The 26,246-nt window shown below is 72.3% G+C and carries 24 protein-coding genes; 6 read left to right on the top strand and 18 right to left on the bottom strand.

All coding sequences use genetic code 11. From position 1 onward, the window contains the following. Together K4G64_RS16310 and K4G64_RS16305 are read left to right on the top strand one after the other, a co-directional pair. On the top strand, positions 1 to 634 hold a 634-nt coding region (locus K4G64_RS16310), incomplete at its 5' end, for an ATP-binding cassette domain-containing protein (protein WP_260460522.1). After that, the gene (locus K4G64_RS16305; protein ID WP_221756758.1) at positions 631 to 1,272 is read left to right on the top strand and encodes an ATP-binding cassette domain-containing protein; all 642 of its coding nucleotides are present in this window, start codon (positions 631 to 633) and stop codon (positions 1,270 to 1,272) included. The genes K4G64_RS16310 and K4G64_RS16305, both read left to right, overlap by 4 nt. Before the next feature lie 72 nt (positions 1,273 to 1,344). Here the strand turns inward: K4G64_RS16305 and K4G64_RS16300 are convergent, their stop codons facing one another. Beyond that, positions 1,345 to 1,977, bottom strand: coding sequence for a transglycosylase family protein (locus tag K4G64_RS16300; protein WP_221756757.1), 633 nt, complete (start codon positions 1,975 to 1,977; stop codon positions 1,345 to 1,347). 544 nt (positions 1,978 to 2,521) lie between these two features. Here K4G64_RS16300 and K4G64_RS16295 point away from each other — a divergent pair. Both K4G64_RS16295 and K4G64_RS16290 read left to right on the top strand, forming a co-directional pair. After that, entirely contained in the window at positions 2,522 to 3,304 is a 783-nt protein-coding gene (locus K4G64_RS16295) for a hypothetical protein (protein WP_221756756.1), read from the top strand. Positions 3,305 to 3,389: 85 nt separating this feature from the next. Then, a complete protein-coding gene (locus K4G64_RS16290; protein WP_221756755.1) occupies positions 3,390 to 3,779 on the top strand; it encodes a hypothetical protein in 390 nt (129 codons plus the stop codon). Positions 3,780 to 3,840: 61 nt separating this feature from the next. On the opposite strand, the gene der is transcribed toward K4G64_RS16290, so the two are convergent. The 5 genes from der to aroH all read right to left on the bottom strand — a co-directional run bounded on the left by der (position 3,841) and on the right by aroH (position 8,299). Further along, positions 3,841 to 5,334 carry a ribosome biogenesis GTPase Der gene (gene der / locus K4G64_RS16285; protein ID WP_221756754.1) on the bottom strand — a complete coding sequence of 498 codons (1,494 nt, stop codon included), beginning with the start codon at positions 5,332 to 5,334 and terminating at the stop codon, positions 3,841 to 3,843. A gap of 78 nt (positions 5,335 to 5,412) precedes the next feature. After that, entirely contained in the window at positions 5,413 to 6,060 is a 648-nt protein-coding gene (locus K4G64_RS16280) for a 1-acyl-sn-glycerol-3-phosphate acyltransferase (RefSeq protein WP_221756753.1), read from the bottom strand. After that, the gene (cmk, locus tag K4G64_RS16275) at positions 6,057 to 6,719 is read right to left on the bottom strand and encodes a (d)CMP kinase (protein WP_374206416.1); all 663 of its coding nucleotides are present in this window, start codon (positions 6,717 to 6,719) and stop codon (positions 6,057 to 6,059) included. Before cmk ends, K4G64_RS16280 begins: the two co-directional genes overlap by 4 nt. A gap of 135 nt (positions 6,720 to 6,854) precedes the next feature. Next, entirely contained in the window at positions 6,855 to 7,940 is a 1,086-nt protein-coding gene (locus K4G64_RS16270; RefSeq protein WP_221756751.1) for a prephenate dehydrogenase, read from the bottom strand. After that, positions 7,937 to 8,299, bottom strand: coding sequence for a chorismate mutase (aroH, locus tag K4G64_RS16265; protein ID WP_031106761.1), 363 nt, complete (start codon positions 8,297 to 8,299; stop codon positions 7,937 to 7,939). The genes K4G64_RS16270 and aroH overlap by 4 nt, the downstream gene beginning before the upstream one ends. A gap of 179 nt (positions 8,300 to 8,478) precedes the next feature. On the opposite strand from aroH, the gene K4G64_RS16260 reads away from it, so the two are divergent. Then, the gene (locus tag K4G64_RS16260; protein WP_221756750.1) at positions 8,479 to 8,922 is read left to right on the top strand and encodes a Rieske (2Fe-2S) protein; all 444 of its coding nucleotides are present in this window, start codon (positions 8,479 to 8,481) and stop codon (positions 8,920 to 8,922) included. 24 nt (positions 8,923 to 8,946) lie between these two features. Here K4G64_RS16260 and K4G64_RS16255 read toward each other — a convergent pair whose 3' ends face one another. The 11 genes from K4G64_RS16255 to K4G64_RS16205 form a co-directional block, all read right to left on the bottom strand. Next, positions 8,947 to 9,966 carry an ADP-ribosylglycohydrolase family protein gene (locus K4G64_RS16255; protein ID WP_221756749.1) on the bottom strand — a complete coding sequence of 340 codons (1,020 nt, stop codon included), beginning with the start codon at positions 9,964 to 9,966 and terminating at the stop codon, positions 8,947 to 8,949. Next, entirely contained in the window at positions 9,963 to 10,691 is a 729-nt protein-coding gene (locus K4G64_RS16250) for an NUDIX domain-containing protein (protein WP_221756748.1), read from the bottom strand. Before K4G64_RS16250 ends, K4G64_RS16255 begins: the two co-directional genes overlap by 4 nt. Positions 10,692 to 10,750: 59 nt before the next feature. Continuing rightward, complete coding sequence (locus K4G64_RS16245) at positions 10,751 to 11,869, bottom strand: pseudouridine synthase (protein WP_221756747.1); 1,119 nt, start codon at positions 11,867 to 11,869, stop codon at positions 10,751 to 10,753. After that, entirely contained in the window at positions 11,869 to 12,555 is a 687-nt protein-coding gene (gene scpB / locus K4G64_RS16240) for an SMC-Scp complex subunit ScpB (RefSeq protein ID WP_221756746.1), read from the bottom strand. The genes K4G64_RS16245 and scpB overlap by 1 nt, the downstream gene beginning before the upstream one ends. Beyond that, a complete protein-coding gene (locus tag K4G64_RS16235; RefSeq protein WP_260460520.1) occupies positions 12,552 to 13,739 on the bottom strand; it encodes a ScpA family protein in 1,188 nt (395 codons plus the stop codon). The genes scpB and K4G64_RS16235 overlap by 4 nt, the downstream gene beginning before the upstream one ends. A 579-nt stretch (positions 13,740 to 14,318) precedes the next feature. Further along, positions 14,319 to 14,903, bottom strand: coding sequence for a hypothetical protein (locus tag K4G64_RS16230; protein ID WP_221756745.1), 585 nt, complete (start codon positions 14,901 to 14,903; stop codon positions 14,319 to 14,321). Beyond that, entirely contained in the window at positions 14,888 to 16,015 is a 1,128-nt protein-coding gene (locus K4G64_RS16225; RefSeq protein ID WP_221756744.1) for a ParA family protein, read from the bottom strand. The genes K4G64_RS16230 and K4G64_RS16225 overlap by 16 nt, the downstream gene beginning before the upstream one ends. Positions 16,016 to 16,428: 413 nt before the next feature. Continuing rightward, positions 16,429 to 17,553: an alanine dehydrogenase gene (ald, locus tag K4G64_RS16220; protein ID WP_221756743.1), complete on the bottom strand. Its 1,125-nt coding sequence runs from the start codon at positions 17,551 to 17,553 to the stop codon at positions 16,429 to 16,431. Between the two features lie 140 nt (positions 17,554 to 17,693). Beyond that, entirely contained in the window at positions 17,694 to 19,733 is a 2,040-nt protein-coding gene (locus K4G64_RS16215; RefSeq protein WP_221756742.1) for a tetratricopeptide repeat protein, read from the bottom strand. Positions 19,734 to 20,009: 276 nt separating this feature from the next. After that, a complete protein-coding gene (locus K4G64_RS16210; protein ID WP_221756741.1) occupies positions 20,010 to 20,636 on the bottom strand; it encodes an NUDIX hydrolase in 627 nt (208 codons plus the stop codon). Positions 20,637 to 20,730: 94 nt separating this feature from the next. Continuing rightward, complete coding sequence (locus K4G64_RS16205) at positions 20,731 to 22,389, bottom strand: CTP synthase (protein WP_221756762.1); 1,659 nt, start codon at positions 22,387 to 22,389, stop codon at positions 20,731 to 20,733. A 528-nt stretch (positions 22,390 to 22,917) separates the two neighbouring features. On the opposite strand from K4G64_RS16205, the gene K4G64_RS16200 reads away from it, so the two are divergent. Continuing rightward, on the top strand, positions 22,918 to 24,720 hold the full coding sequence (locus K4G64_RS16200) for a glycoside hydrolase family 15 protein (RefSeq protein ID WP_221756761.1): 1,803 nt from the start codon (positions 22,918 to 22,920) through the stop codon (positions 24,718 to 24,720). A 523-nt stretch (positions 24,721 to 25,243) separates the two neighbouring features. Here K4G64_RS16200 and K4G64_RS16195 read toward each other — a convergent pair. Beyond that, entirely contained in the window at positions 25,244 to 26,200 is a 957-nt protein-coding gene (locus K4G64_RS16195; RefSeq protein WP_221756740.1) for an LLM class F420-dependent oxidoreductase, read from the bottom strand. Positions 26,201 to 26,246 lie beyond the last annotated feature (46 nt).

The raw sequence follows: 26,246 nt of genomic DNA, 5'->3' as shown, positions 1-26,246 counted from the left end.
GTGGAACAGGGTGCTCTCCCCCGGGCGGATCACCGCGGTCGTGGGGCCCAACGGGGCGGGGAAGAGCACCCTGTTCCACTGTCTGGCGGGGACGCTGCGGCCCGCGCGGGGGACGGTGCGGCTCGGCGGGCGGGACATCACCGCGCTGCCCGCCCACGCCCGCACCCGGCTCGGTGTCGCACGCACCTTCCAGCAACTGGCCGTCTTCCCCTCGCTGACCGTGGCCGAGAACGTCCGGGTGGGCGCCGAGCAGGGGCGGGTGACCGACCCGGGCGCCGTGGAGCGCACCCTGAGGCTGCTCGGCCTCGACGGCCCCCTGCGCGCCCTGCCGGCCGCCGGGCTGCCCACCGGGACGCTGCGCCGCGTCGAACTGGCCCGGGTCCTCGCGGGCAGCCCCCGCGTCCTCCTCCTCGACGAACCCGCCGCGGGTCTGGACACCGCCGAGGTGTCCGCCCTGGCCCGGGTCCTGAAGGCGCTGGCCGCCGAGGGCGCGGCCCTCCTGGTCGTGGAGCACGACCTGGACCTGGTGGCCGGTCTCGCCGACGTCGTGCATGTGATGACGGCCGGCAGGATCGTCGCCTCGGGCCCGCCCGGGCGCGTCCTGGACGCCCTGGAACGGGAGGCCGGCCGATGACGACCGTCGCTTTGCGCCACGCGCGCGTGCGCTACGGCCCCCTGGAGGCCCTGCACGGCATCGGCCTCACCGCCCCCGGCCCGGGCCTCACCGTGCTGCTGGGCCGCAACGGCTCCGGCCGCACCACCGCCCTGCGTGCCCTGGCCGGCACGGTGACCCTGTCGGGCGGCGCGGTGCTGTGGGACGGCGTCGACGTGACCCGCGTACCCGCCTACGAACGCGCCCGGCGCGGCATGTGCCTGGTACCGGAGCGGCGGGCCGTGTTCGGCTCGCTCACCGTGCGCGAGAACCTCGAACTCGCCGCGCGCGACGCCACCGTGGCCCTCGACGCCTACCCGCAGTTGCGGCCCCTGCTGCAGCGGCGTGCCGGCACCCTCTCCGGCGGGGAGCAACGGATGCTCGCCCTCTCCCGGGCCCTGCTCGCCCGCGCCCGCGTGGTGCTCGTCGACGAGCCCGCCCAGGGCATGTCGCCCGCGGTGGCGGCCCGCACGTACGAACTGCTGGGTGCGCTCGACGCGTGCGTGGTGGTCGCCGAGCAGCGGTTGCCGCCCGCCCTGCGGGGGCGGCCCGCGATCGTCTACGAACTGCGCCGCGGGGCCGTCGTGTTCGCCGGGGAGGCGGGTGAGCTCGACGGTTGAGCCGGGACGCCGGAACCCCGTCCGGTCGGTCGACCGGACGGGGCCCGTGTCCCGGCGAGGGGGAGCAGCGGCTCAGAACTCGAGGCGCAGGCCGGGCACGATCATGTCGGGATCCGCTCCGATGGCGGCCTTGTTGGCGGCGTAGAGGCGCTGCCAGGTGGTCCCGTGCCGGGCGGCGACGCCGCTCAGCGTGTCGCCCCGGCGGACGGTGTAGTCACCGCGGGAGGAGCCGCGGTCGGCGTGTTCCGTGGAACGCGCCGGCGCCTTCGACGGTTTCGCCGGGGCAGGCTTGGCGGAGGTGACCGGGTCGGTGGCGGGTGCGCCGCCGCTCGCCCCGGCGCGTGCCGAGCAGGTCGGCCAGGCGCCCCATCCCTGAGCGCGCTGGACCTTGGTGGCGACGGCGATCTGCTGGGACTTGCTCGCCCGGTCGGCGGTGGGCGCGTAGGCCGTGCCGCCGTAGGCGTTCCAGGTGGAGGGGGCGAACTGGAGTCCGCCGTAGTAGCCGTTGCCGGTGTTGATGTGCCAGTCGCCGCCGCTCTCGCACTGGGCGATGCGGTCCCACACTCCGCTGTCGGCCGCCGCGGCGTTTCCGGTCGCGGCCAGCAGTCCGAGGGGCGCGAGCAGTGCCGCCCCGGCGAGGACCGCGGTCGTACGAACCTGGCTCTTCCGAACGGTGGAGCGAGTGGTATCGGCACAGTCGGACATGTAGGTCCCTTTCGGAACACCCGGACTTCCCCCAAGGCGGAACGCCACTCCCGCGCCATGGGGCGCGGTGGTCGCGCTCGCCCCGTCCACCGGAGCGGTGCTGCGCCCGGTTCCTGGGAACCCGGCGGTCGGCGGACGTGTCCGAGCGGTGCTCGTTGCACACGGCGGAGGAATCTAAGGAGGCCGGCGGCTTCCATCAACCAGTCGCCCGTCCGGGCAGGCCAGTTGACCGATACCTCGGGTAACGGCGATTTCCGGACACCCACTTCATTCGCGGATTTCAGGATTTGTCGACCAACCCCCTCGATGATCTGTGACCCACTTCACCCCCTCAATACCCTTGCCACAACGGCGAGTTGACGGTGAGTGCGGGATTCCGCGCCGAGCGTGACCCTGCGCGCTGGTTGGTTCGATTCCGTTCGCCCTGGGGCGTGACTCCCGCCACAGATCACCCGTTGTCTTCTTCATGAGCCGGGACGTACCCGGACCACGGGCCGGGAGCCACCCGGCTTTGCCACGCACCGCATCCCCGAGGGAGCCACCCGTGCCGCGCATGCTCGACGTCAGCGACGAGGTACGCGCCGAGATCGGCGACGAAGAAGCCGACCGCCTGCTCGCCGGAGAGACCGCCCCGGGCAGCTACGACTGCACGTCGTGCCGCACTCCGGGCGACTCCGAGCAGGAGCGCACCAGCACCGTCCTGTTCATCGGGGACGAGACCGCCGTCCTCGCCTTCGCCCACGCCGGCTGTCTGCCCTCGCAGGTCGTGCAGGTCACCGAGGAGCAGCTGCGGGGCGCCGTGAAGTCCATCACCGGCGACACCGTCGACCTGGAGCCCGACAAGATGGTGCCCGAGCAGGCGGTGCTCGGCGTGACCAGCGGGCTCGTCCTGATCGGCGGGGAGCTGCACCCGGCCCTGGTGGTGGAGCCGACGGGGCCCATCGCCCGGCCCGGCACGACCGGGTCCGGCGACGACTTCCTGCCGCTGCTCATCGAGCAGGGCTTCATGCCCCTGACCGACCTGTCCGCCGTACCGCCGGTGCTGCACGGCTGGTCGGTGCTGCTCGCCGTGGGCCAGCTGCACGCGGTGCTCCAGCCGAGCAGCAACGGCGGCCAGCCGGTGGCCTGGTGGCAGGCGCACCAGCCGCTCCAGGTGACCGACCCCTGGCGCGCGGCCGCCAACAAGCACCAGCAGGTGCTGATGTTCGCCGCACCCGTCGGCTCGATCGGCCGCCAGCCGCGCGAGGACCTGCTGCGGGACGCGCTGGACAAGGCGGCGGCCAACGGCAAGCTGGTCGCCTCGGCGCTGCCGCTGGCCGGCACCTGAGCCCCGCGTCACCCTCGCAGCCCGTACACCTGCGAAAGCCGTACCCGGGCCGCATCCCTTGACCCGCGGGGTCGTTTGGACATACGTGCACGCATACGACGTTCCCCGCCGCCACTCCTTCTCTCCGATCCCGTCCGCGCGATCGGCTCAGGACTCCCAGGGCGGCCCATCGGCCACGCCGATCTACGACGCGCTCTACGCCGAGTACGTCAAGTCCTTCCGCGCACTGCCCGGCGATCGCACCGGCGAGGAGAAGCTGGGCTTCACCGCCTTCGGGAACACCCCACTCGGCTCGGGCTCGTACGGGGGCGCCTACGGCAGCTCGTACAGTGCCTACAGCGCGGGCGCCCAGAGCGCCCGCCATGCCGCCGGGCAGCAGCCGCAGTGGCAGCGCGTCGGCACCATCGGCTCGCACGGCACGGGGATGCACCACGTACCCGCCGGGCTGCCGCCGGGGCGGCGCGGCGGCGTCTGAGCGAGCACCGGACACGGGAAAGGGCGGCCCCGACGGGGCCGCCCTTTCCGGTGCTCTCGCGTTACTTCTTCTTGCCGCGCTTCTCGCGCACCCGCACGGAGATGTGGATCGGCGTCCCCTCGAAGCCGAACTCCTCGCGCAGGCGGCGCTCGATGAAGCGCCGGTAGCCCGCCTCGATGAAGCCGGAGGCGAACAGCACGAACCGCGGCGGCTTGGTGCCCGCCTGCGTGCCGAACAGGATGCGCGGCTGCTTGCCGCCCCGGACCGGGTGCGGGTGGGCGGCGACGAGCTCGCCGAGGAAGGCGTTCAGCCGGCCCGTCGGGACCCGGGTCTCCCAGCCCGCCAGGGCCGTCTCGATCGCCGGGACCAGCTTCTCCATGTGCCGCCCGGTGCGCGCCGAGACGTTGACCCGCGGCGCCCACGTCACCTGGCCGAGCTCGGTCTCGATCTCGCGCTCCAGGTAGTAGCGGCGCTCCTCGTCGAGGGTGTCCCACTTGTTGTAGGCCAGGACGATCGCGCGGCCCGCCTCGACGGCCATGGTGACGATCCGCTGGTCCTGCACCGAGATGGACTCGGAGCCGTCGATCAGGATGACCGCGACCTCCGCCTTCTCGACGGCGGCCGCCGTGCGCAGCGAGGCGTAGTAGTCGGCGCCCTGCTGGAGGTGGACGCGCTTGCGGATGCCGGCGGTGTCGACGAACTTCCAGGTGACGCCGCCGAGTTCGATCAGCTCGTCGACCGGGTCACGGGTGGTGCCCGCCAGCTCGTTGACGACGACGCGCTCCTCGCCCGCCACCTTGTTCAGCAGCGAGGACTTGCCGACGTTGGGTCGGCCGATCAGGGCGATGCGGCGCGGGCCGCCGATGCCGCCCCCGCCGAACGTCTCGCGCGGCGCCTCGGGGAGCACTTCGAGGACCTGGTCGAGCATGTCGCCGGTGCCTCGGCCGTGCAGCGCGGAGACCGGGTGCGGCTCCCCCAGGCCCAGCGACCACAGGTAGGAGGCGTCGGCCTCGCCGCTCGGGCCGTCCACCTTGTTGGCGCACAGCACGACCGGCTTGCCGGCCTTGCGCAGCAGCCGGACGACGGCCTCGTCGGTGTCGGTGGCGCCGACCTTGGCGTCGACGACGAAGACGACCGCGTCGGCGGCCTCGATGGCGTACTCGGCCTGGGCGGCGACGGAGGCATCGATGCCGAGGACGTCCTGCTCCCAGCCGCCGGTGTCGACGACCTTGAAGCGGCGCCCCGCCCACTCGGCCTCGTAGGTGACGCGGTCGCGGGTGACGCCGGGCTTGTCCTCGACGACGGCTTCGCGGCGTCCGATGATGCGGTTCACCAGAGTCGACTTGCCGACATTGGGGCGGCCGACGACGGCGAGCACGGGCAGCGGGCCGTGGCCCGCCGCCTCGATGGCGCCCTCGACGTCCTCGAGGTCGAAGCCCTCCTCCGCGGCGAGCTCCATGAACTCCGCGAACTCGGCGTCGCCGAGCGCCCCGTGGTCATGCTCGTGCGCGCCCTCGGACGCGTCCGAGCCGTCGGGCTGGATGTGGTCGTTCATGAAGTCCGTACCTCGTCGTTCATCGTGGTGGTCGGTGGAGTACCCGCTGTTCCGGGCCGGTCCACTACTCAGTGTCGTCTAGCGCCCGGTGAGGCGCCTGGCGTTTTCCAGGTGGGCCGCGAGCTGCTTCTGGATGCGCCCGGTCGCCTCGTCCAGCGCCTTGCGCGTCCGGCGGCCGCTGCCGTCGCCCGCCTCGAAGGGCTCTCCGAAGACGACGTCGACGCGGGAGCGCAGCGGAGGCAGCGCCTTTATCAACCGTCCGGGCTTGTCGGAACTTCCCAGCACGGCCACCGGGACGATCGGAGCGCCGCTGCGCACCGCGAAGTACGCGAGCCCGGCGCGCAGCGAAGCGAAGTCACCCTCGCCCCGGGTGCCCTCCGGGAAGATGCCGAGCACGCCGCCGTCGGCCAGGACGCCGAGCGCCTGGGTGATCGCCGTGCGGTCGGTGGTGTCGCGGTCGACCTTGACCTGCCCGATGCCGAGCAGGAAGGGGTCCAGCGGTCCGATGAACGCTTCCTTCTTGATCAGGAAGTGGGTCGGCCGGGGCGCCACACCCATGACCATCGGACCGTCGATGTTGTGGGAGTGGTTGACCGCGAAGATCACCGGGCCGCTCGCGGGCACCCGCCAGGCGCCGAGCACGCGCGGCTTCCACAGCCCGTACATCAGGCCGACGCCGATGCGCCGCCCGACCTCGGCACCCCGCGCCGAAGGCAGCTCGGTCACTTTCCGGCCCGCTTCTCCTCGACGAGGGTGACGACGCACTCGATGACCTGGGCCAGCGTGAGCTCGGTGGTGTCCACCTCGACGGCGTCGTCCGCCTTGGCGAGCGGGGAGGCCTTGCGGCTGGAGTCGGCGGCGTCCCGCTTGATCAGGGCCTCACGGGTGGAGTGGACGTCGGAGCCCTTCAGCTCGCCGCTGCGGCGGGCGGCACGCGCCTCCGGGGAGGCGGTGAGGAAGATCTTGAGGTCGGCGTCCGGCAGCACGGTCGTACCGATGTCCCGGCCCTCGACGACGATGCCCAGCTTCGCGGAGGAGGCGATCGAGCGCTGCAGCTCGGTGATCCGGGTGCGCACCTCGGGCACCGCGCTGACCGCGCTGACCTTGGAGGAGACCTCCTGGGTGCGGATCGGACCGGCGACGTCCACGCCGTCGACCGTGATGGTCGGGCCCTGCGGGTCGGTGCCCGAGACGATCTCGGGCTTGCCCGCGGCGGCGGCGATGGCGGACGGGTCGTCTATGTCGATGCCGTTGCTCACCATCCACCAGGTGATCGCCCGGTACTGGGCGCCGGTGTCCAGGTAGCTCAGCCCCAGCTGGGCCGCCACGGCCTTCGAGGTGCTCGACTTGCCGGTGCCGGCGGGGCCGTCGATGGCGACAATCACTGGCGTGGCGCTTTCCACAGTGGGGACCTTCCTGGACCGGGCTCGGCGGGGGTGAGGGCGCGAGTGCCCCGCACAAGGTTACTGGGTTCGCGTCACTCGTCCGGCCGCGCGTCGGCCGGCCCCCTGTGGCCCGCCCTACTGCCGGAGCGCCCAGCCCCTCTCCCGCAGCGCGGCGCTCAGGACCGGGGCCGCCTTCGGCTCCACCATCAGCTGCACCAGACCGGCCTGCTGGCCCGTCGCGTGCTCGATCCGTACGTCCTCGATGTTGACGCCGGCCAGGCCCGCGTCGGCGAAGATCCGGGCCAGCTGTCCGGGCTGGTCGTCGATGAGCACGGCCACGACCTCGTAGGCCCGGGGCGCGGACCCGTGCTTGCCGGGGACGCGGACCTGCCCGGCGTTGCCGCGCCGCAGCACGTCCTCGATCCCGCCGGCGCCCTCGCGGCGCTTGTGGTCGTCGGAGGACTGCAGGGCGCGCAGGGCCCGCACGGTCTCCTCCAGGTCGGCGGCGACGTCCGTGAGCAGGTCGGCGACCGGCCCGGGGTTCGCGGAGAGGATGTCGATCCACATCCGCGGGTCGGAGGCCGCGATCCGCGTCACGTCCCGGATGCCCTGGCCGCACAGCCGTACGGCGGACTCCTCGGCGTTCTCCAGCCGCGCAGCGACCAGGCTGGAGACCAGGTGGGGCATGTGGGAGACGAGGGCGACGGCACGGTCGTGGGCGTCGGCGTCCATGACCACCGGCACGGCCCGGCAGTGTGAGACCAGCTCCAGGGCGAGGTTCAGCACCTCGGTGTCGGTGTCCCGGGTCGGGGTCAGCACCCAGGGGCGGCCCTCGAAGAGGTCGCCGGTCGCGGCCAGCGGGCCGGACTTCTCCCGGCCGGACATGGGGTGCGAGCCGATGTACGCGGACAGGTCGAGGCCGCGTGCCTCCAGCTCGCGGCGTGGCCCGCCCTTCACGCTGGCGACGTCGAGGTAGCCGCGTCCCGCACCGCGGCTGATGGCGTCGGCGAGCACGTCCGCCACGTGCGCGGGCGGGGCGGCGACGATCACGAGGTCGACGGGCCCGTCCGGCACCTCGTCCGTGCCGGCGCCGAGGGCGGCCGCCGTACGAGCTTGCTCCGGGTCCGGGTCGGCGAGGTGCACGGTGACGCCCCGCTGGGACAGGGCCAGGGCGGCGGACGTCCCGATCAGGCCGGTGCCGATGACGAGTGCGGTCCTCACTGGGCGATGTCCTTGCGCAGGGCGGCGGCGGCGCCGAGGTAGACGTGGGCGATGTCGGCGCGGGGCCGGTCGGACTCGATGTGTGCGAGGACCCGGACGACGCGCGGCATGGCGCCTTCGATGTCCAGCTCCTGGGCGCAGATCAGCGGCACGTCGACGATGCCCAGCTTGCGGGCGGCGGCGGCCGGGAAGTCGCTGTGCAGGTCGGGCGTGGCCGTGAACCAGATGCTGATCAGGTCGTCGGCGGCGAGATCGTTGCGCTCCAGGATCTCCGTGAGCAGGGCTCCGACCTGCTCGTCCATGTGCCCGGCCTCGTCCCGTTCGAGTTGGACGGCGCCCCGGACCGCTCGTACCGCCACAGCGATGCTCCTTGCTGACGTGCGTGTCGCTCTACGTCCGACCAGCCTAGTCAGCCCGGGCCGCCCGGGTGCGCGGCGCCCGCCCGGTGAGACGCCGGGATCATCACCTTTGGGTAAGTTCAGTGCCAAGATGATGCACATTCCGATTTACCCCTCTTCGGCACTTTCGGAGTGACGACATGACCTACGAGACCACGCGCCGCACGGTTCTCCTCGCGACGGGGGCGACCGGCGCGACGGCGCTCGCCGCGGCCTGCGGCGGGGGCGGCGGCGACGACAGCGGCTCCACGTCGACACAGTCCCCCACCGGCGAGGGCGCGACGAGCGGCCCCGCCGGCCAGGTCCTGGCCGACATCGACGAGATCCCGGTGGGCGGCGGCAAGATCTTCAAGGACGAGAAGATCGTGGTGACCCAGCCGGAACAGGGTCAGCTCAAAGCCTTCTCGGCGATCTGCACCCACCAGCACTGCCTGCTGTCCACCGTCTCCGACGGCACGATCAACTGCCCCTGCCACGGCAGCAAGTTCAAGATCGCCGACGGCGCGGTGGCCCACGGTCCGGCGACCCAGCCGCTGCCCGCCGAGCAGATCACCGTGGAGGGGAACTCGATCCGCATGACCTGAGGGCCCGCGCCCGCCCGCGGGCCGTCACGCGTCCCACAGCGCCCCGAGGGTGAGCAGGTCGGTCCGGTACTCGACGCGGTCGGCCCACTCTGTGGGCCAGGCCTCCGCGCCCAGGTAGGCGCCGGCGAAGGCGCCCGTCAGGCAGGCGATCGAGTCCGAGTCGCCGCTGGTGCAGGCGGCGCGGCGCAGGGCCGTCACCGGCTCGTCGACGAAGAGCAGGAAACACAGCAGCCCGGTCGCCAGGGCCTCCTCGGCGATCCAGCCCTCACCGGTGGCCAGACAGGGGTCGGTCTCCGGCGAGACGGTGCGCACGGCGCGCTGGAGCCGTTCGAGGACCTCCAGGCACTCGTCCCAGCCGCGCGCGATGAACTGCCCGGGGCCGGGGTCGCCGGCCCGCCGCCACAGGTCGCCGAGCCAGCGCTCGTGGTAGCGGCCGCGGTTCTCCAGGGCGTACGAGCGGAGCAGGCCGATCAGCCCGGTCGGTTCCGCGCCCTGCGCGAGCAGGCGTACGGCGTGCGCGGTGAGGTCGGAGGCGGCGAGCGCGGTGGGGTGCCCGTGGGTGAGGGCGGACTGCAACTGGGCGGCGCCGGCGCGCTGTTCGTCGCTCAGACCGGAGACCAGGCCCAGCGGCGCGACGCGCATGTTGGCGCCGCAGCCCTTGGAGTCGATCTGACTGGCGTCCTGCCAGGGGCGGGCTTCGTCCTTCAGCAGGTAGCAGGCCTTCATGCAGGTGCGGCCCGGAGCCCGGTTGTTCTCAGGGGACTGGTACCAGTTCACGAACTCCTCACGCAGGGGCCGCACCAGCCGCAACGGGGCGAGCACCCCGCGGTCCATGGCCGTCCGCACCGCGTGGCCCAGCGCCAGCGTCATCTGGGTGTCGTCCGAGACGACGGCGCGCTTCGGCAGTTCCATCTGCCGCCAGGGCCCGCACTTCGCGAGGATCGAGGGGACGTCGTCGAACTCGGTCGGATACCCCAGCGCATCCCCGAGGGCCAGGCCCGTGAGCGCTCCGGTGGCGGCTTGCTTGTGGACGAGGGTGGTCATGCGGGGCGTCCTTCCCGGGCGGGCCGGAGGAGAGGCGGGTGGAGGGCGGTGGCGGTGCCCGCGCGGTACAGCGCGGCGGGTTTGCCGCGGCCGCCGGTCAGTCGCGCGGCGCCCGGGACGGGTGCGACGAAGCCCGGCGTGGCGAGCACCTTGCGCCGGAAGTTGGGCCGGTCGAGCGCAGTGCCCCACACGGTCTCGTAGACCTGCTGGAGCTCGCCGAGGGTGAACTCGGGCGGGCAGAAGGCGGTGGCGAGGCAGGTGTACTCGAGCCTGGCGCCCACGCGGTCGTGGGCGTCGGCCAGGATGCGGTCGTGGTCGAAGGCGAGCGGCCCCGCCGTGCCGTACGGCACCCAGCGGGCCTGCGCCGCGTCGCTGCCGCCGTGCGCCTCGGGGGCGTCGGGCAGCAGCGCCGCGAAGGCGACCGAGACGACCCGCATCCGGGGGTCGCGGCCGGGCTCGCTGTAGGTCCGCAGCTGCTCCAGATGCAGCCCCGAGACGTCGGACAGGCCGGTCTCCTCGGCGAGTTCACGCCGGGCGGCCGTCTCCGCCGACTCGTCCGGCTGCAGGAATCCGCCGGGCAGCGCCCAATGCCCGGCGTACGGCTCCTGCCCGCGCTCGACGAGCAGCACGTGCAGCGCGGCGTCCCGGAGGGTGAACACCGCCAGGTCGACGGTGACGGCGAAGGGCTCGTGGGCGTACTTGTCGTAGCCGTTCATAGCGAACATGAACACCCCCTTTAATAGTCAGCACGACTATAAAAGGGGGTGCCGGTCGCTCACAAGGTCTAGAGGTCGACCTCCTGCATCAGCATGCCGACCTCCGTGTTGGACAGCCGCCGCAGCCAGCCCGACTTCTGGTCGCCCAGGGTGATCGGCCCGAAGGAGACCCGGACCAGCTTGTCGACCGGGAAGCCGGCCTCCGCGAGCATCCGGCGCACGATGTGCTTGCGGCCCTCGTGGAGGGTGACCTCGACGAGGTAGTTCTTGCCGGTCTGCTGGACGACCCGGAAGTGGTCCGCGCGGGCGTAGCCGTCCTCCAGCTGGATGCCGTCCTTGAGCTGCTTGCCCAGGTCACGCGGGATGGGCCCGACGATGTGCGCGAGGTAGGTCTTCTTCACGCCGTACTTCGGGTGGGTCAGCCGGTGGGCCAGCTCGCCGTGGTTGGTGAGCAGGATGACGCCCTCGGTCTCGGTGTCGAGCCGGCCGACGTGGAAGAGCCGGGTCTCGCGGTTGGTGACGTAGTCACCGAGGCACTGCCGGCCCTCCGGGTCCTCCATGGTGGACACGACACCGGCGGGCTTGTTGAGCGAGAAGAACTGGTAGCTCTGCGTGGCGACGGTCAGGCCGTCGACCTTGATCTCGTCCTTCTCCGGGTCGACGCGCCGCCCCTGCTCCAGGACGATCTCGCCGTTGATCTCGACCCGGGCCTGCTCGATCAGCTCCTCGCAGGAGCGCCGGGAGCCGAAGCCCGCGCGGGCGAGGACCTTCTGCAGGCGCTCGCCCTCCTGCTCGGCGCCGGGGAAGGTCTTGGGAAGCTTGACCTCCTTCTTCCCGGCGTAGCGGTCGCGGTTGCGCTCCTCGACCTGCGCCTCGTACTCACGCGGGCGGGCCGGGGTCGTACGTCCCTGCCTCTGGGGCTGCTTGGGCCCGCCCTTGGCGCCGCCGCGCGCGGCACCGCCACGTCCGGCCTTGGGGCCGTCCTTCGTCGCCCCGGGGCCCACGTCGTAGCGCCGCTCCTCCGGGCGCGGCTTCTTCGGACGGCCGCTGCCCTGCTTGTCGTCGCGGTTGTTGCCGGCGCCGCGGAAGTTGCCGCGACCACCACCACTCCCGCCGCGGCCGCCGCTGTTGCCACCACGGCTCCCGCCGTTGTTTCCGCTGCTGTTCCTGCCGCTGCTGCTTCGCATCAAAGTTCCGTCTGGTCGTCTTCGTCGTGGGTCCCCGGGCTCCCCGGGCTGCCCGGCACGTCGTCGTCAGGCGCGTCCGGGTCGAACGACGGTACGCCTTCCTGGGTCTCGGCCTCGATCGCCTCCGCCTCCGGGAGGAAGGGCGCGAGCTCCGGGAGCTCGTCCAGACCGCGCAGGCCCATCCGCTCCAGGAAGTAGTTCGTCGTCCTGTACAGGATCGCACCTGTTTCGGGTTCCGTGCCCGCCTCCTCTATCAGACCGCGCTGGAGGAGGGTGCGCATGACACCGTCGCAGTTGACTCCGCGCACGGCCGAGACCCGGCTGCGGCTGACCGGCTGCCGGTAGGCGACGACGGCCAGGGTCTCGAGGGCGGCCTGGGTGAGGCGGGCCTGCTGGCCGTCCAGGACGAACCGCTCGACGGCCGGTGCGTAGGCGGCCCGCGTGTAGAAGCGCCAGCCGTTCGCGACGTATCGCAGCTCGAAACCGCGGCCCTGGACGGTGTACTCGTCGGCCAGCTCGCGCAGGGCGTCGGCGATCTGCCGCCTCGGCCGCTCCAGTATCTTCGCCAGGTGCTCCTCGGTCGCGGGCTCGTCCACGACCATGAGGACGGCTTCCAGGGCCGGTTTCAGATCGAGACCGGCGACACCGGGCGCTCCGGCCGGCAGGTCGGTCGCTCGCTCACTCACGCCTTCTTCTCCTCCTTCGGCGGCTCGGGCGGCCGGTCGAACTCGTCGGTGACCGTCGGGGTCTCGTCCCCGTCCCCGCCGGTCCATCGCACGAGCAGGTCCCCGAGCGCGGTCTCCTGCTCCAGCGCGACGGCCTTCTCCCGGTACAGCTCCAGCAGGGCGAGGAACCTCGCGACGACGGTCAGGGTGTCGTCCGTGTCCGCCACGAGGGCCTGGAAACTGGCCTCACCGAGCTCCCTGAGCCGGGCCACGACGAGCTGCGCCTGCTCCTGCACGCTGACCAGCGGGGCGTGGATGTGGTCCACGTAGACCTGCGGCTTGGGCCGCGGCTGCATCGCCTTCACGGCGAGCTTGGCGAATCCTTCCGCCCCGATGCTGATGACGACGTCGGGCAGCAGCTCGGCATGGTGCGCTTCGAGGCCGACGGTACGGGGGTAGCGCCGGGCCTCGTCCTCGAGCCGCCCGCTGAAGATGTCGGCGATCTGCTTGTACGCGCGGTACTGCAGCAACCGGGCGAACAGCAGGTCCCGCGCCTCGAGCAGGGCGAGATCGCCCTCGTCCTCCACCTCGGCGGCGGGCAGCAGCCGCGCGGCCTTCAGATCGAGCAGGGTGGCGGCGACGACCAGGAACTCGGTCGTCTCGTCCAGGTCCCAGTCCGGCCCCATCGCCCGGATGTGGGCCATGAACTCGTCGGTCACCTTCGACAGCGCGACCTCGGTGACGTCCATCTTGTGCCGCGAGATCAACTGCAACAGCAGATCGAAGGGCCCCTCGAAGTTGGCGAGCCGGACCTTGAAGACCCCGTCATCGGCCGCCGCGTCGACGTCCCCGGCAGGGGCCGGGGAGCCCGGGGCGAACACGGAAGCCTCCTCGGGCACGCACACCGCATCGGCGACCCGCGCCTCGGCACCGGTCCCGCTCGCCTCACCCACGACCACTGTCCGGGCCGCCCCTGCGGGCCGCGCGACGGGCACGGCCAGGTCCACAGGCAGCAGCGCGGGCCCGGCCGCGGGGTCCGTGACTTTTTTCAGGGATCCGGCCCGCCCAGTCCCGGCCCCGGCGTCGCGGGACGAGGAACCCGGCTCGGCCACCGTGGCGGCGGTCGCCTCACGCGGGACGCCCTCGCTCTCGGACGCCGGTCCGTTCGGGACCGTCTCCGCCCGCAGCTCAGCCGGCGCAGCCATCCCGTCGCCGTCCGCCGAGAGCCCGGGCGACTCGGCCGGGGATCGCGTCGGCGAAACCGCCTGCCCGGCGCTGCGCGGCGAAGAACTCGGCTCAGCCACCGGGGCAGCGAGCCCCGCAGGCGCGGCACCCCCGCCCGCGGACGCCGGTCCGTTCGGGACCGTCTCCGCCCGCAGCTCAGCCGGCGCGGCCATCCCGTCGCCGTCCGCCGAGAGCCCGGGCGACTCGGCCGGGGATCGCGTCGGTGAAACCGCCTGCCCGGCGCTGCGCGGCGAGGAACTCGGCTCGGCCGCCGGGGCGGCGAGCCCCTCTCGCGCGACGCCCTCGCTCTCGGGTGACGGTCCGGTCGGGACGGTCTCCGCCCGCAGCTCGACCGGTGGAGCCGTGGGGCCGGCCTCCTCCTGTGAAGGGGGCGGTCCGACCTCCTGAGGCGCGGTCTCGTGCGTCTCGGCCTCTGGCCGCTCAGCCGGCGGAGCCGTCCGCGGAGCCCCCGGCCCCCTCCCCAGCGCGCGCCGGCGGCCGGCCGGGCCGCCGGGGGGAGGTGGGGAAGCGTTCGAGGTCATGGCCCCCGCAGGCTACCGCTACCGCCCGCGCAGTCGTCGTACGAGGATGCTGGCGTCTCCGCGGGTCTCCAGGTCGGCGAGGACCACCGCGACCGCCTCGCGGACGATGCGTCCGCGGTCCACGGCCAGGCCGTGCTCACCCCGGAGCACCAGACGGGCGTGCTCGAGGTCCATGAGCTCCTCGGCCGACACGTACACCGTGATCTTCTCGTCGTGCCGCTCACGGCCGCTGGGACGGCGCGAGGGACTCCGGCCGCGCTTGCGGGGCGCGGCCCCCGCGGCGCCGGTGGCAGAACCTTCCTGCGCCGTCTGCTGACGGGCGGAGCCGGAGCGCTCGGCGGCCGCGGAACGGCTGTGCGCCTCCCCGGCCTCGCCCTGCTCCGCGTCCGCCGCGACATGCTCCGGACCGTCACCGTCGCCGCCCTGCGCGGGCACCGACTGCGGCGCGTCCTCCGCCGCGGCCGCCGCGTCGCCCTCCCCCGCCGGAGCGGGCACCCGGGCGTCACCGTTGGCCTGACGCCTGGGCTGGGACGACTGAAGCGCCATCCCCCCTGTCGTACGGAAGAGTTCGTCGGCCCCCGGCAGACTCACTCGGCGTGACACCGGGCGAGCACCTCCCTGGCGAGCTGGCGATAGGCGGCGGCACCGACGGAGTTGGAGGCGTACGTGGTGATCGGCTCACCGGCGACCGTGGTCTCCGGGAAGCGGACCGTGCGCCCGATGACCGTGTGGTAGACGTGGTCGTCGAACGCCTCGACCACCCGCGCGAGCACCTCACGGCTGTGCACCGTGCGCGAGTCGTACATCGTGGCGAGGATGCCGTCGAGCTCCAGCTCCGGGTTGAGCCGTTCCTGGACCTTCTCGATGGTCTCCGTCAGCAGGGCCACACCACGCAGCGCGAAGAACTCGCACTCCAGAGGCACTATCACCTTGTGCGCGGCCGTCAGGGCGTTCACCGTGAGCAGGCCGAGCGAGGGCTGACAGTCGATGACGATGAAGTCGTAGTCGGGCAGCAGCGGCTTCAGGGCGCGCTGCAGCGTCGACTCGCGGGCGACCTCGGAGACGAGCTGGACCTCGGCCGCCGACAGGTCGATGTTGCTGGGCAGCAGGTCCATGTTGGGGACCGCCGTCTTCAGCAGCACCTCGTCGGCCGCCATCCCCCGCTCCATGAGCAGGTTGTAGACGGTGAGGTCGAGCTCCATCGGGTTGACGCCGAGTCCGACCGACAGCGCGCCCTGCGGGTCGAAGTCCACGAGCAGGACCCGGCGTCCGTACTCCGCGAGCGCGGCACCCAGGTTGATGGTCGACGTGGTCTTGCCGACGCCGCCCTTCTGGTTGCACATAGCGATGATCTTCGCGGGTCCGTGCTCGGGCAGCGGGCCCGGGATCGGGAAGTACGGCAGCGGGCGCCCGGTCGGGCCGACGCGCTCGCGGCGCTGTCTGGCCGCGTCGGGCGCGAGGGTGGCCGCGTACTCGGGATCGGGCTCGTACTCCGCGTCGGGGTCGTAGAAGTGCCCCTCGGGCAGTTCGTCGTAGTCGGCGAAGTGGTTGTGGGGCGCGCCACTTCCGTCGCCGGCCATGGCGTTCACGTGATGGCCATCCATCTTCTGGTGTGCTGTGTGAGTCGCCTGCTGACTCTGGTGGGCTGCGAAGGTGCGCACAGCGACGGAGCCGACGGCCGCGTACCCCGCGGGCTCCTGGTCCCGTGCAGGCATTCCTGGTTGGCCACCCCCGGGAGTAAATGTCGACTCATTCACAAGTCGTCTTACCTCCTTGGTGACCAGGAAACTTCTAGACAGGTCAGCGTGGCACCATGCCGACAGCTGGCGACTCTATGGCGTGTCGGGCGTCCGCAGCAACACAATCCGCCGGACCCGGCCCGATGTGTCGGCAATGAAACATCCCGCTGTCAAGGGCGTACGGCCGTCGCACGGCAGGTTTCACCGGTGTGCGAATCGGTTGAAGGGTTACGTTCGAGGCGAGTTGCGCGAGAATCGCGAAGTGACCATACACACATCCGGCCGGACCTTGTCGGGCAAGGTCCGGCCGGATGCGCGGCGTTGACGAGCTGGGTTGACGTATCGCCTTTGCCTGTTGGTCACTTAGCCGACTTTCCGGCTGGAGGGGCTCAGCCGAGCAGCGAGGTCAGCTCCACGTGCTCCACGCCGTGCGCCTCGGCGACCTCGCGGTAAACGACCTTGCCGTCATGCGTGTTGAGACCCTTGGCCAGCGCCGGGTCACGGCGCAGCGCGTCCGCCCAGCCGTGATTGGCCAGCTCGACGATGTACGGCAGCGTCGCGTTGGTCAGCGCGTAGGTGGAGGTGTTCGGCACCGCGCCGGGCATGTTGGCGACGCAGTAGAAGACCGAGTTGTGCACCGGGAAGGTCGGCTCGGCGTGGGTGGTCGGACGGGAGTCCTCGAAGCAGCCGCCCTGGTCGATCGCGATGTCGACAAGGACACTTCCGGGCTTCATCCGCGAGACGAGCTCGTTGGTGACCAGCTTCGGGGCCTTGGCGCCCGGGATCAGCACGGCGCCGATGACGAGGTCGGCCTCCAGACAGGCCTTCTCCAGCTCGAAGGCGTTGGAGACGACGGTCTGGATCTTCGTGCCGAAGATCTTGTCCGCCTCGCGGAGCTTGTTGATGTCCTTGTCGAGCAGGGTCACGTGGAAGCCCATGCCGATGGCGATCTGCGCGGCGTTCCAGCCGGAGACACCGCCGCCGATCACGACGGCGCGGCCGGCCAGCACGCCGGGGACACCGCCGGGCAGCACACCGCGGCCACCGTTGGCGCGCATCAGGTGGTAGGCGCCGACCTGCGGGGCGAGCCGGCCCGCGACCTCGGACATCGGGGCGAGCAGCGGCAGCGCGCGGCTGGGCAGCTCGACGGTCTCGTAGGCGATGGCGGTGGTGCCGGACTCCAGGAGGGCGTCCGTGCACTCCTTGGAGGCGGCCAGGTGCAGGTAGGTGAAGAGCGTCTGGTCCTTGCGGAGGCGGTGGTACTCCTCGGCGACGGGCTCCTTGACCTTCAGCAGCAGGTCGGCGGCGGCCCACACCTCGTCGGCGGTGTCCAGGATCTGCGCACCGGCGGCGACGTACTCGGTGTCGGGGATCGAGGAGCCGACGCCGGCGCCACGCTCGATGACGACCTGGTGGCCGTGGCGCACCAGCTCGTGCACGCCGGCGGGGGTGATGGCCACCCGGAACTCGTTGTTCTTGACCTCGCGGGGGATGCCGACCTTCACGTCGATCACGGTCCTTGGCTCAGAGGGTATGAGGGGGGTCTTACTAAGACATACCCGGGCACGCACGGGCACACCGGGAGAGACCGCAGGAGAACGTGCGGCAGAGCCAGTCTAATGAAGGTGTTCTCGCTGTCTAGCCTTTCATTGCATCAATCTTCGACTGATGCGGTACGGATTTCGCAGGCGTCAGGGTCATTTTGAAGGTTTGACTCGCCGAGAATCCGCTCGGCGGCGCCCCGGTGCAGCGCCGCCGAGGCCGGGTCACCGAGGTGTTCGAGGGTGTCGGCGACCCGCAGATGCAGGGCGGCCTGCAACCGTGGATCCTCCGCGCGCCGGGCCCATTCCACGGCCTCCCGGCAGGTGCGCAGCGACTCCTCCGGGCGGCCCGCGTACTCCTGGACCCGCCCCAGCTCGCTCAGGGCCCGCGCCTGGGCGGCCACGTCGCCGTTCTTGCGGTGTCCGGCGATCGCCGCGCGCCAGTTCCGCACGGCCTCGCCGTAGCGGCCGGCGAAGGTGTGGGCCGCGGCGATCCGCCCGTAGAGCCGCGCGGCCTCCGCGCGCTCGTCCCGGGCGAGCCGCTCGACCAGGGCGCGGCCGAACCAGTCGGCGGCCCGGTCGAAGTCGTCGAGGTCCTGGTACGCGCCGCCTACGGATTCCATCGCGCGGCCGGTCGCGTACGGGTCGTTCACCTCACGCCCGGCGTCCAGCGCGGCCCGGTAGCGCGTCAGCGCGTCGGCCGTACGGCCGGTGCGGGCGTCGAGGTCGCCGAGGTTCAGCAGGGCGGCGGCGCGCTCGCGGGGGAGGTTCCGGCGCTCGGCGACGCCGAGGACCATGCGGTGGATGTCGTAGAGGTCGGGCGCGGCGGCCTGGGTGCCGATGTGGGCCGCCATCGCCCGGACGAGCTGGGACATGAGCCGTCGTGCCAGGGTGTCGAGCTCGCCGTCGGCGACCGCCAGCCGGGCCGAGGCGAGCAGGGCGGGCCGGGTCAGGCGCAGCCAGTCCGCGGCGGCCCGCGGGGTGGGGAAGCGCAGGGCGCGCGGCATGTCGAGGAGCTTCTGGCGGGCCTGGGGGCTGTCGGTCTCGGTGATGGCCCGGCAGGCCTGGAGCAGCCGTACGGTGCGCTCCAGCATGCGGGCGCGGGCCAGCTGGAGCTCGGCGGGGCGCTCGTGGTGCTCGGCGAGGATCCGCAGGTGCGGGTGCAGGCAGCCGGGCACCCGGTACTGCGGAAGCGGGGAGTCCACCCGGTGCAGGAAGCCCAGGTCGACGAAGTCGTCGAGGAGGGTGCGGGCGCTGCCGACCGAGGAGCCGACGAGCGCGGAGGCGGTCTGCGGGTCCACCAGCCCGGCCGGGGCGAGGGCGAGCAGGCGCAGCATCCGGGCCGCGGTCGCGGGCAGGGCGGCGTGGGCGAGCCGGAAGACCCGGGTCAGGGCGCTGCCCTCGGTGTCCTCGGCCCGCAGCTGCTTGGCGAGGTCGGAGACGGCGGCCTTGGGGCGGGCCGCGAGCCAGCCGCCCGCCAGCATCAGCGCGGCGGGCTGCCCCTGGCACTCCTCGGCGAGGCCCTCGGCGGCCCGGGGGTCGACGGTGATGCGGACCGAGCCGGTGTGGCGGGCCAGCAGCTCCACCCCGGACTTGGCGTCCAGGCCGCCCAGGGTGCAGGGGCGGACGTCCAGGATGCCGGTCAGCGGGCCTTCGGAGACCGCGACGACGAGGCAGTCCGGAGTGTCGGGCAGCAGGGCGTCGACCTGTTCGGCGTCGGCCGCGTCGTCCAGCAGGAGCAGGACCCGGCGGTCGGCCAGGGCGGTGCGCAGGGTGTCGGTGAGGTCGTCCTCGCAGGCCCCGGCCGGCGCCTGCTCGTCCAGGGCGGTGAGGAGATCCCGGGCGGCGCGTCCGACGGGGACGGGGGTGCCGTCGGGTTCGGAGAGGCTTGCGCGCAGTACCCCGTCGGGGTAACGGTCCGCTACCTGCCGGACGAGTTCCTCGGCGAGTGCGGTGCGGCCCGATCCGGGTCGGCCGGCGATGAGCAGCACGCGTGCGCGGGGTGCTTTGCGGCCGGCCAGGGTGTCCAGTCCGGCGCGCTCGATGTCGGCGCGCAGTTCCTTCAACTCCCTTGTGCGGCCCAGGAACTCGATGTCCCCGGCAGCGCGCCCGGCCGGCCGCACGTCGCCTGTCTCCACGACCTGATCCGTCACGGGCCACACTCCCGTCCCACCGCACACGCGAGCCCGCCGGGACTCCGGTTCGGGCGTGCCACAGAGCCTAGTTCACGCTCTGCAACGTCCCGGGTGGAGCACGACGGGCGGGACGACCACTTCCCCCGATCGGATCAGCAGATCGTAGGACCGACGGGTGCGGGCGCGCCGGAAGGGGCGCGGGGCTGTGCCTGACATGCGGCTCCGCCGCGCGGGCGCGACCAGCCACGACGGTGCCGCACCCCACCGACAACACGCGCGCCCCCTCGCGGAGCGCTACGCCTCGAAAGGACGCGCCGGCCACGGCGCCTGGGCGGGACGCAGCGCGTCCAGACCGTCGCCGTCGCGCGCAGCGACCAGGGAGAGCACGCCCACGACGAGGCAGTTGTTGTGGAGCTCGCCCGCCAGCACGCCCCTCACCAGGTCCTCGACCGGAACCCGGTCGAGTTCCATGTCGGCCTCTTCCTCCTCGACCGCGAAGCGCTCGCCCTCGGCCTCGGACAGTTCGCGCGCGAGGAAGATCCGGACGGCCTCGTCGCACCCGCCGGGCGTGGTGTAGACGTCGGTCAGCACCCGCCAGTCCTCGGCCTTGACGTGCGCCTCCTCGTACAGCTCGCGCTGCGCGGCATGCAGCGGGTTCTCGCCGGGGACGTCGAGCAGTCCGGCCGGGATCTCCCACAGCTTGTGACGCACGGGGTGGCGGTACTGGCGCAGCACCAGCACACGGTCGGCCTCGTCGAGGGCGAGGACGGCCACGGAGCCGGGGTGGACCTGGTAGTCACGCCCGACCACGGTGCCGTCGGGCATGACCACGTCGTCGGTGCGGACGGAGGTCTTGTTGCCCGTGAAGGGGGTCGCCGTCGCCCGGATCTCCCACTCCTCCGGGGTGTCCTTGATCGTCATGCCTGTCCTTCCACGTGCCGTGCGACCTGCCGAAACGAAACCGGGGTGCACACCCTTTGAAGGGATGCACCCCGGCCACCGTACAACTGGTGTGTTACTTAGAAGTCTTCCGCTCGACCGAGGCCTTGACGAGACCGGCGAACAGCGGGTGCGGACGCGTCGGCCGGGAGCGCAGCTCCGGGTGGGCCTGCGTGGCGACCAGGTACGGGTGGACGTCGCGCGGGTACTCGACGTACTCGACGAGCTTGCCGTCCGGAGAGGTGCCGGAGAACTGGATGCCCGCCTTCTTCTCCAGCTCGGCCCGGTAGGCGTTGTTCACCTCGTAGCGGTGCCGGTGGCGCTCCTCGACGTACTCCTTGCCGTCGTACACCTCGCGCACGATCGAGCCCTCGGCCAGCTTCGCCGGGTACATGCCGAGCCGCATGGTGCCGCCCATGTCACCCTCACCGGCGACGATGTCGAGCTGCTCGGCCATGGTGGAGATGACGGGGTGGCCGGTGGCCGGGTCGAACTCGGTGGAGTTGGCGTCGGTGATGTCGGCCAGGTTGCGCGCGGCCTCGATCACGATGCACTGCAGGCCGAGGCAGAGGCCGAGCAGCGGGATCTTGTTCTCGCGGGCGTACTTGATCGCGCCGACCTTGCCGAGCACACCGCGGTCGCCGAAGCCGCCGGGGATACAGATGCCGTCGACGTCGCCGAGCTGCTGGGCCGCGCCCGCCGGGGTCTTGCAGTCGTCGGAGGTGACCCACTTGATCTTGACGCGGGCCCGGTTGGCGAAACCGCCGGCGCGCAGCGCCTCGGTGACCGACAGATAGGCGTCGGGCAGGTCGATGTACTTGCCGACCAGCGCGAGGGTGATCTCGTGGTCGGGGTTGTGGACGCGGTCGAGCAGGTCGTCCCAGGTCGTCCAGTCCACGTCGCGGAACGGCAGGTCCAGCTTGCGGACGACGTAGGCGTCCAGGCCCTCGCCGTGCACGGTCTTCGGGATGTCGTAGATCGAGCGGGCGTCGGGGCAGGCCACGACGGCGGCCTCGTCGACGTCGCACATCAGCGAGATCTTCCGCTTGATCGCGGTGGGCACCTCGCGGTCGCAGCGCAGCACGATCGCGTCCGGCTGGATACCGATGTTGCGCAGGGCCGCAACCGAGTGCTGGGTGGGCTTCGTCTTCAGCTCACCCGAGGGGCCGATGTACGGCAGGAGCGAGATATGGACGACGAAGACGTTGTCACGACCGACCTCGTGACGGACCTGACGGACGGTCTCCAGGAACGGCAGCGACTCGATGTCGCCGACCGTGCCGCCGACCTCGGTGATCACGACGTCGACCTCGTCCGTCGCCATGCGGCGGATGCGGTGCTTGATCTCGTTGGTGATGTGCGGGATGACCTGCACGGTGTCACCCAGGTACTCGCCGCGCCGCTCCTTGGCGATCACGGTGTTGTACACCTGACCGGTGGTGACGTTGGCGGAGCCGTCGAGGTCGCGGTCGAGGAAGCGCTCGTAGTGGCCGATGTCCAGGTCGGTCTCGGCGCCGTCGTTCGTGACGAACACCTCACCGTGCTGGAAGGGGTTCATCGTGCCGGGGTCGACGTTCAGATACGGGTCGAGCTTCTGCATCACGACACGCAGACCGCGGGCCTTGAGCAGCATGCCGAGGCTGGAGGCCGTCAGGCCCTTGCCGAGCGAGGAGGCGACACCCCCGGTGACGAAGATGTGCTTGGTCGTCGAATTACGAAAAGCGGCGGGCGGCATGGCCAAGACGGGGCTCCCGTGGTCGCGGTCTGGGGGTGCGGTGCGGCTGCCCTCCGGAAAGCTCCGGGGCGCCGTCGCTGCGGTTCGGGGGTTTCCTGTCGGGAAGGGGCCCACCGGTCCACGGGCTACCAGCGTATCAGCGCCGCGGGGCGGCGGCTTCCGGCCACGCTCCGCACACATCCCGACACGGAGGCGGTCACGGTCACCGGTCCCTCACCCGCTGCTCACTCGTTCGGCGTACCCGCGTTGCCGGGACGAGCACCCGGATCATCTGCGTGCGTCGTATCCTGCTCGGACACTCGCTGCCGAGCCCGTCCGGCCCAACGGCACCACCCCCCGCCCGTAAGCACCGGAACAACGTGAGCTCGTCAGTTCGTTGAGCAACAATTGGCGCTTTGCATCACGGCTGGGCGACCTGTTTTGCTTCATCGCTCAATGACGCATTGCAAGACCTGCTGAAACCCCCCCTTGACCGCACTAGCGACAGCCCCCTCGTGGGGTGACGTGGCCGTTCGACTGGAGTTGCACGTGGCCGGGCGCATCGAAGACTACGCACTCATCGGAGACATGCAGACCGCTGCCCTGGTCTGCCGGGACGGCACAGTCGACTGGCTGTGCCTGCCCCGCTTCGACTCGCACGCCATCTTCGCCGGCCTGCTGGGCACCGAGGAGCACGGCTTCTGGCGGCTGGGGCCCGCGTACGCCTCCGACCAGGAGCCCCCCACCGCCGCGCGGCGCAGCTACCGGGGCGACTCGCTGATCCTGGAGTCCGAGTGGGACACCCAGCGGGGCACGGTCCGGGTCACGGACTTCATGCCGCCGCGTGACGGCGCCCCGCAGCTGATCCGGATCGTGGAGGGCGTCTCGGGCCGGGTGCCGATGCGCTCGGCGCTCAGGATGCGGTTCTCCTACGGGCGGGTGGTGCCGTGGGTGCACAAGCACGAGGGGCGCACGGTGGCCGTGGCGGGCCCCGACTCCGTGTGGTTCGACACATCCGCGGAGACCTACGGCAAGTCGCTGACGACCTACGCGGACTTCACGGTCGCGCCGGGTGACCGGATCGCGTTCACGATCTCCTGGCAGCCCTCGCACAAGGAGCCGCCGCCGCTGCCCGAGCCGGAGCAGTCGCTGGAGGCGACGGAGGACTTCTGGCGCGAGTGGGTCGACCACTGTACGTACCACGGCCCCTACCGGGAGGCCGTGGTCCGCTCGCTGATCACACTGAAGGCCCTGACGTACGCCCCGACCGGCGGCATCGTCGCCGCGCCGACCACCTCCCTGCCGGAGGACGTCGGCGGCGTCCGCAACTGGGACTACCGCTACACCTGGCTGCGCGACGCGGCGATCACGCTGTCCTCGCTGCTGCGCACCGGCTACCGCGAGGAGGCCCGCGCCTGGCGCGAGTGGCTGCTCCGGGCGGTCGCGGGCGACCCGGAGAACCTGCAGATCATGTACGGCATCGCCGGCGAGCGCGAGCTCGGCGAGGCGGAGCTGGACTGGCTGCCGGGCTACGAGAACTCCGGCCCGGTCCGGGTCGGCAACGGCGCGGCCCACCAGCTCCAGCTGGACGTGTACGGCGAGGTCACCGAGGCCCTGCACCTGGCCCACATGACGGGCCTCGCGCGCAACGACTACGCCTCGCTGCTCCAGCTGAAGCTGATCCGCTACCTGGAGGACCACTGGCAGGAGCCGGACGAGGGCATCTGGGAGGTGCGCGGCCCGCGCCGCCACTTCGTGCACTCCAAGGTGATGGCCTGGGTCGCCGTCGACCGCACGATCAAGCTGATCGAGTCCGGTGACGCGGACGGCCCGCTGGAGCGCTGGCGCGAGCTGCGCGACGACATCCACCGGGACGTGTGCGAGCGGGGCTACGACAAGGAGCGCAACACCTTCACGCAGTCGTACGGCTCGAAGGAGCTGGACGCCTCCCTGCTGCTGATCCCGCAAATGGGCTTCCTGCCGCCGGACGACAAGCGGGTCATCGGCACGATCGAGGCGATCCAGCGTGAGCTGTCCACGTCGGACGGGTTCATCCTGCGCTACCCGACCACCAGCGGCGACGAGAACGTCGACGGTCTCCCCGGCGACGAGGGCGCGTTCCTGGCCTGCTCGTTCTGGATGGCCGACGACCTGGCGATGATCGGCCGCGTGGACGAGGCCCGCAAGCTGTTCGAGAAGCTGCTGTCCCTGCGCAACGACCTCGGTCTGCTGGCCGAGGAGTGGGACCCGCGCCTGCAGCGCCAGGTGGGCAACTTCCCGCAGGCGTTCAGCCACGTGCCGCTCATCGACACGGCGCTGCGTCTGACGGCCTCGGGCGCGTACGGCGGCTGAGCGGGGCGGCCCGAGGGGGCTTCGTCCCAGACGTCGCGGGCGGGTCACGCCCACGCTCGCAGGGCCCCCGCGGGCTTCCGGAGCCTCGCTCCGGCCCTCACCGTGGGCCCCGCCCCTCACCGGGGCCCACGGCGGCCTTGAACGAGGCCCCGCCCTGGCCCTCGCGGGAGTGCCGCTCCGGCCCTTGCGGGGGCCTCACCGCCGCCCATCGTGGGGGGCCTGCCCCGGCCCTTGCGGGGGCCTCACCGCCGCCTTCGTGAGGGCCCGCCGCGGCCTTGATCGAGACCTCACCCTCGGCCCGCGCGGATGCGCCACTCCGGCCCTTGTGGGGCCTCACCGCTGCCTTCGCCCCGGCCCTTGCGGGGGCCACGCCACTGCCCTCGTGGGGGCCCACCACGGCCTGAACGAGGCCTCACCTCGGCCCTCACAAACGCGCCCCTCCGGGCCTCGTGGGGCCTCACCGCTGCGCACCCGGCGGCGTGGTCGGCGGGCGGGGCCAGGTCGGCGAGCACTTCGCCCGGCCTCACTCCGGCCTGAGAGCCGTCAGTGTGCGTTCTCCCGCCGGGTCGCCTGCCGTGGCCGGGACGAGGCCTATCTCGTCGAGTCCGGCCTCGGCGTAGGCGGCGATGCGGGCGCGGACGGTGTCCGTGTCGCCGACGAGGGCGACCGTGCCGGCGGCCTCGGGCGGCAGGGCCCGCAGCAGGGTCTCCGGGTCGGCGCCCTTGGCGGCCAGTTCGACGACCTCGGCGAACCCCGCGTCGACGAACATGTCGCTGTAGCCCGGCACGGCGAGATAGCCGACGACGCTGCGCAGGACCTGGGTGAGCGACTCCGGCTCCGGGTCCACGGCGGCCGGCAGCCAGGCGGCGAGCCGTGGCGGCGTACGGCCCGCCTTCTCCGCGGCGGCCAGCATCCGGGCCCGCAGCATCCGGACCTGCTCGGGCGAGACGATGTCGAGCAGCATCCGGTCGGCGTGCGCGACGGCCGCGGCGACCGCCCGCTCCCCGAAGGCCGCGACGGTGACCGTGCCGCCGGGCGGCGGCAGCCGGCGCGGGAAGCCGCTGCCGGGCACGATCGGCTCACCGGGCAGGCTGTGCATCAGCGCCCGTACGGCCGCCGCAGACTCCCCGAGGGCAGCGGCGGGCCGGGTGCGGGGCCGGCCGTGCACTCCCTCGACGACGCGCTTGCTGGAGGTGCCCAGGGCCACGCCGACGGGCCGGCCGGTGACGGCCGCGGTGGAGGCCGCGCCCCGGACGATGGTCAGCGGGTCGCGCACCGACACCGGCACGGGTCCGGCGGTCAGCGCGACCTGCTCGGTGGCGGCGCCGATGGCCGTCGCCAGGACGAACGAGTCCCACGTGGGTCCCTCGCCCGCCCACACCTCCCGGTAGCCGAGCCGGTCGGCGAGCTGCGCGACCCGCAACGGCTCCTCGACCGGACTGTCGTCCTCCCGCCCCACCGCGACCACGCTCATGTCCATGGGGGCGCCCGTACCCGGTCGAACACACCGTAATCCGGGGGGGGAT

The organism is Streptomyces sp. WAC04114, from assembly GCF_019733245.1.
GTDB lineage: Bacteria > Actinomycetota > Actinomycetes > Streptomycetales > Streptomycetaceae > Streptomyces > Streptomyces massasporeus_A.
The sequence above is the reverse complement of the archived record's forward strand: the minus strand, read 5'-3'. Positions and strand labels throughout refer to the sequence as shown.

Coding starts and splice junctions, on each gene's coding strand:
- K4G64_RS16305 (WP_221756758.1), top strand. CDS start 631: ATGACGACCGTCGCTTTGCGCCACGCGCGCGTGCGCTACGGCCCCCTG.
- K4G64_RS16300 (WP_221756757.1), bottom strand. CDS start 1,977: ATGTCCGACTGTGCCGATACCACTCGCTCCACCGTTCGGAAGAGCCAG.
- der (WP_221756754.1), bottom strand. CDS start 5,334: ATGAACGACCACATCCAGCCCGACGGCTCGGACGCGTCCGAGGGCGCG.
- K4G64_RS16260 (WP_221756750.1), top strand. CDS start 8,479: ATGACCTACGAGACCACGCGCCGCACGGTTCTCCTCGCGACGGGGGCG.
- K4G64_RS16255 (WP_221756749.1), bottom strand. CDS start 9,966: ATGACCACCCTCGTCCACAAGCAAGCCGCCACCGGAGCGCTCACGGGC.
- K4G64_RS16250 (WP_221756748.1), bottom strand. CDS start 10,691: ATGTTCGCTATGAACGGCTACGACAAGTACGCCCACGAGCCCTTCGCC.
- K4G64_RS16245 (WP_221756747.1), bottom strand. CDS start 11,869: ATGCGAAGCAGCAGCGGCAGGAACAGCAGCGGAAACAACGGCGGGAGC.
- K4G64_RS16235 (WP_260460520.1), bottom strand. CDS start 13,739: ATGGCTGCGCCGGCTGAGCTGCGGGCGGAGACGGTCCCGAACGGACCG.
- K4G64_RS16225 (WP_221756744.1), bottom strand. CDS start 16,015: ATGCCTGCACGGGACCAGGAGCCCGCGGGGTACGCGGCCGTCGGCTCC.
- K4G64_RS16210 (WP_221756741.1), bottom strand. CDS start 20,636: ATGACGATCAAGGACACCCCGGAGGAGTGGGAGATCCGGGCGACGGCG.
- K4G64_RS16205 (WP_221756762.1), bottom strand. CDS start 22,389: ATGCCGCCCGCCGCTTTTCGTAATTCGACGACCAAGCACATCTTCGTC.
- K4G64_RS16195 (WP_221756740.1), bottom strand. CDS start 26,200: ATGGACATGAGCGTGGTCGCGGTGGGGCGGGAGGACGACAGTCCGGTC.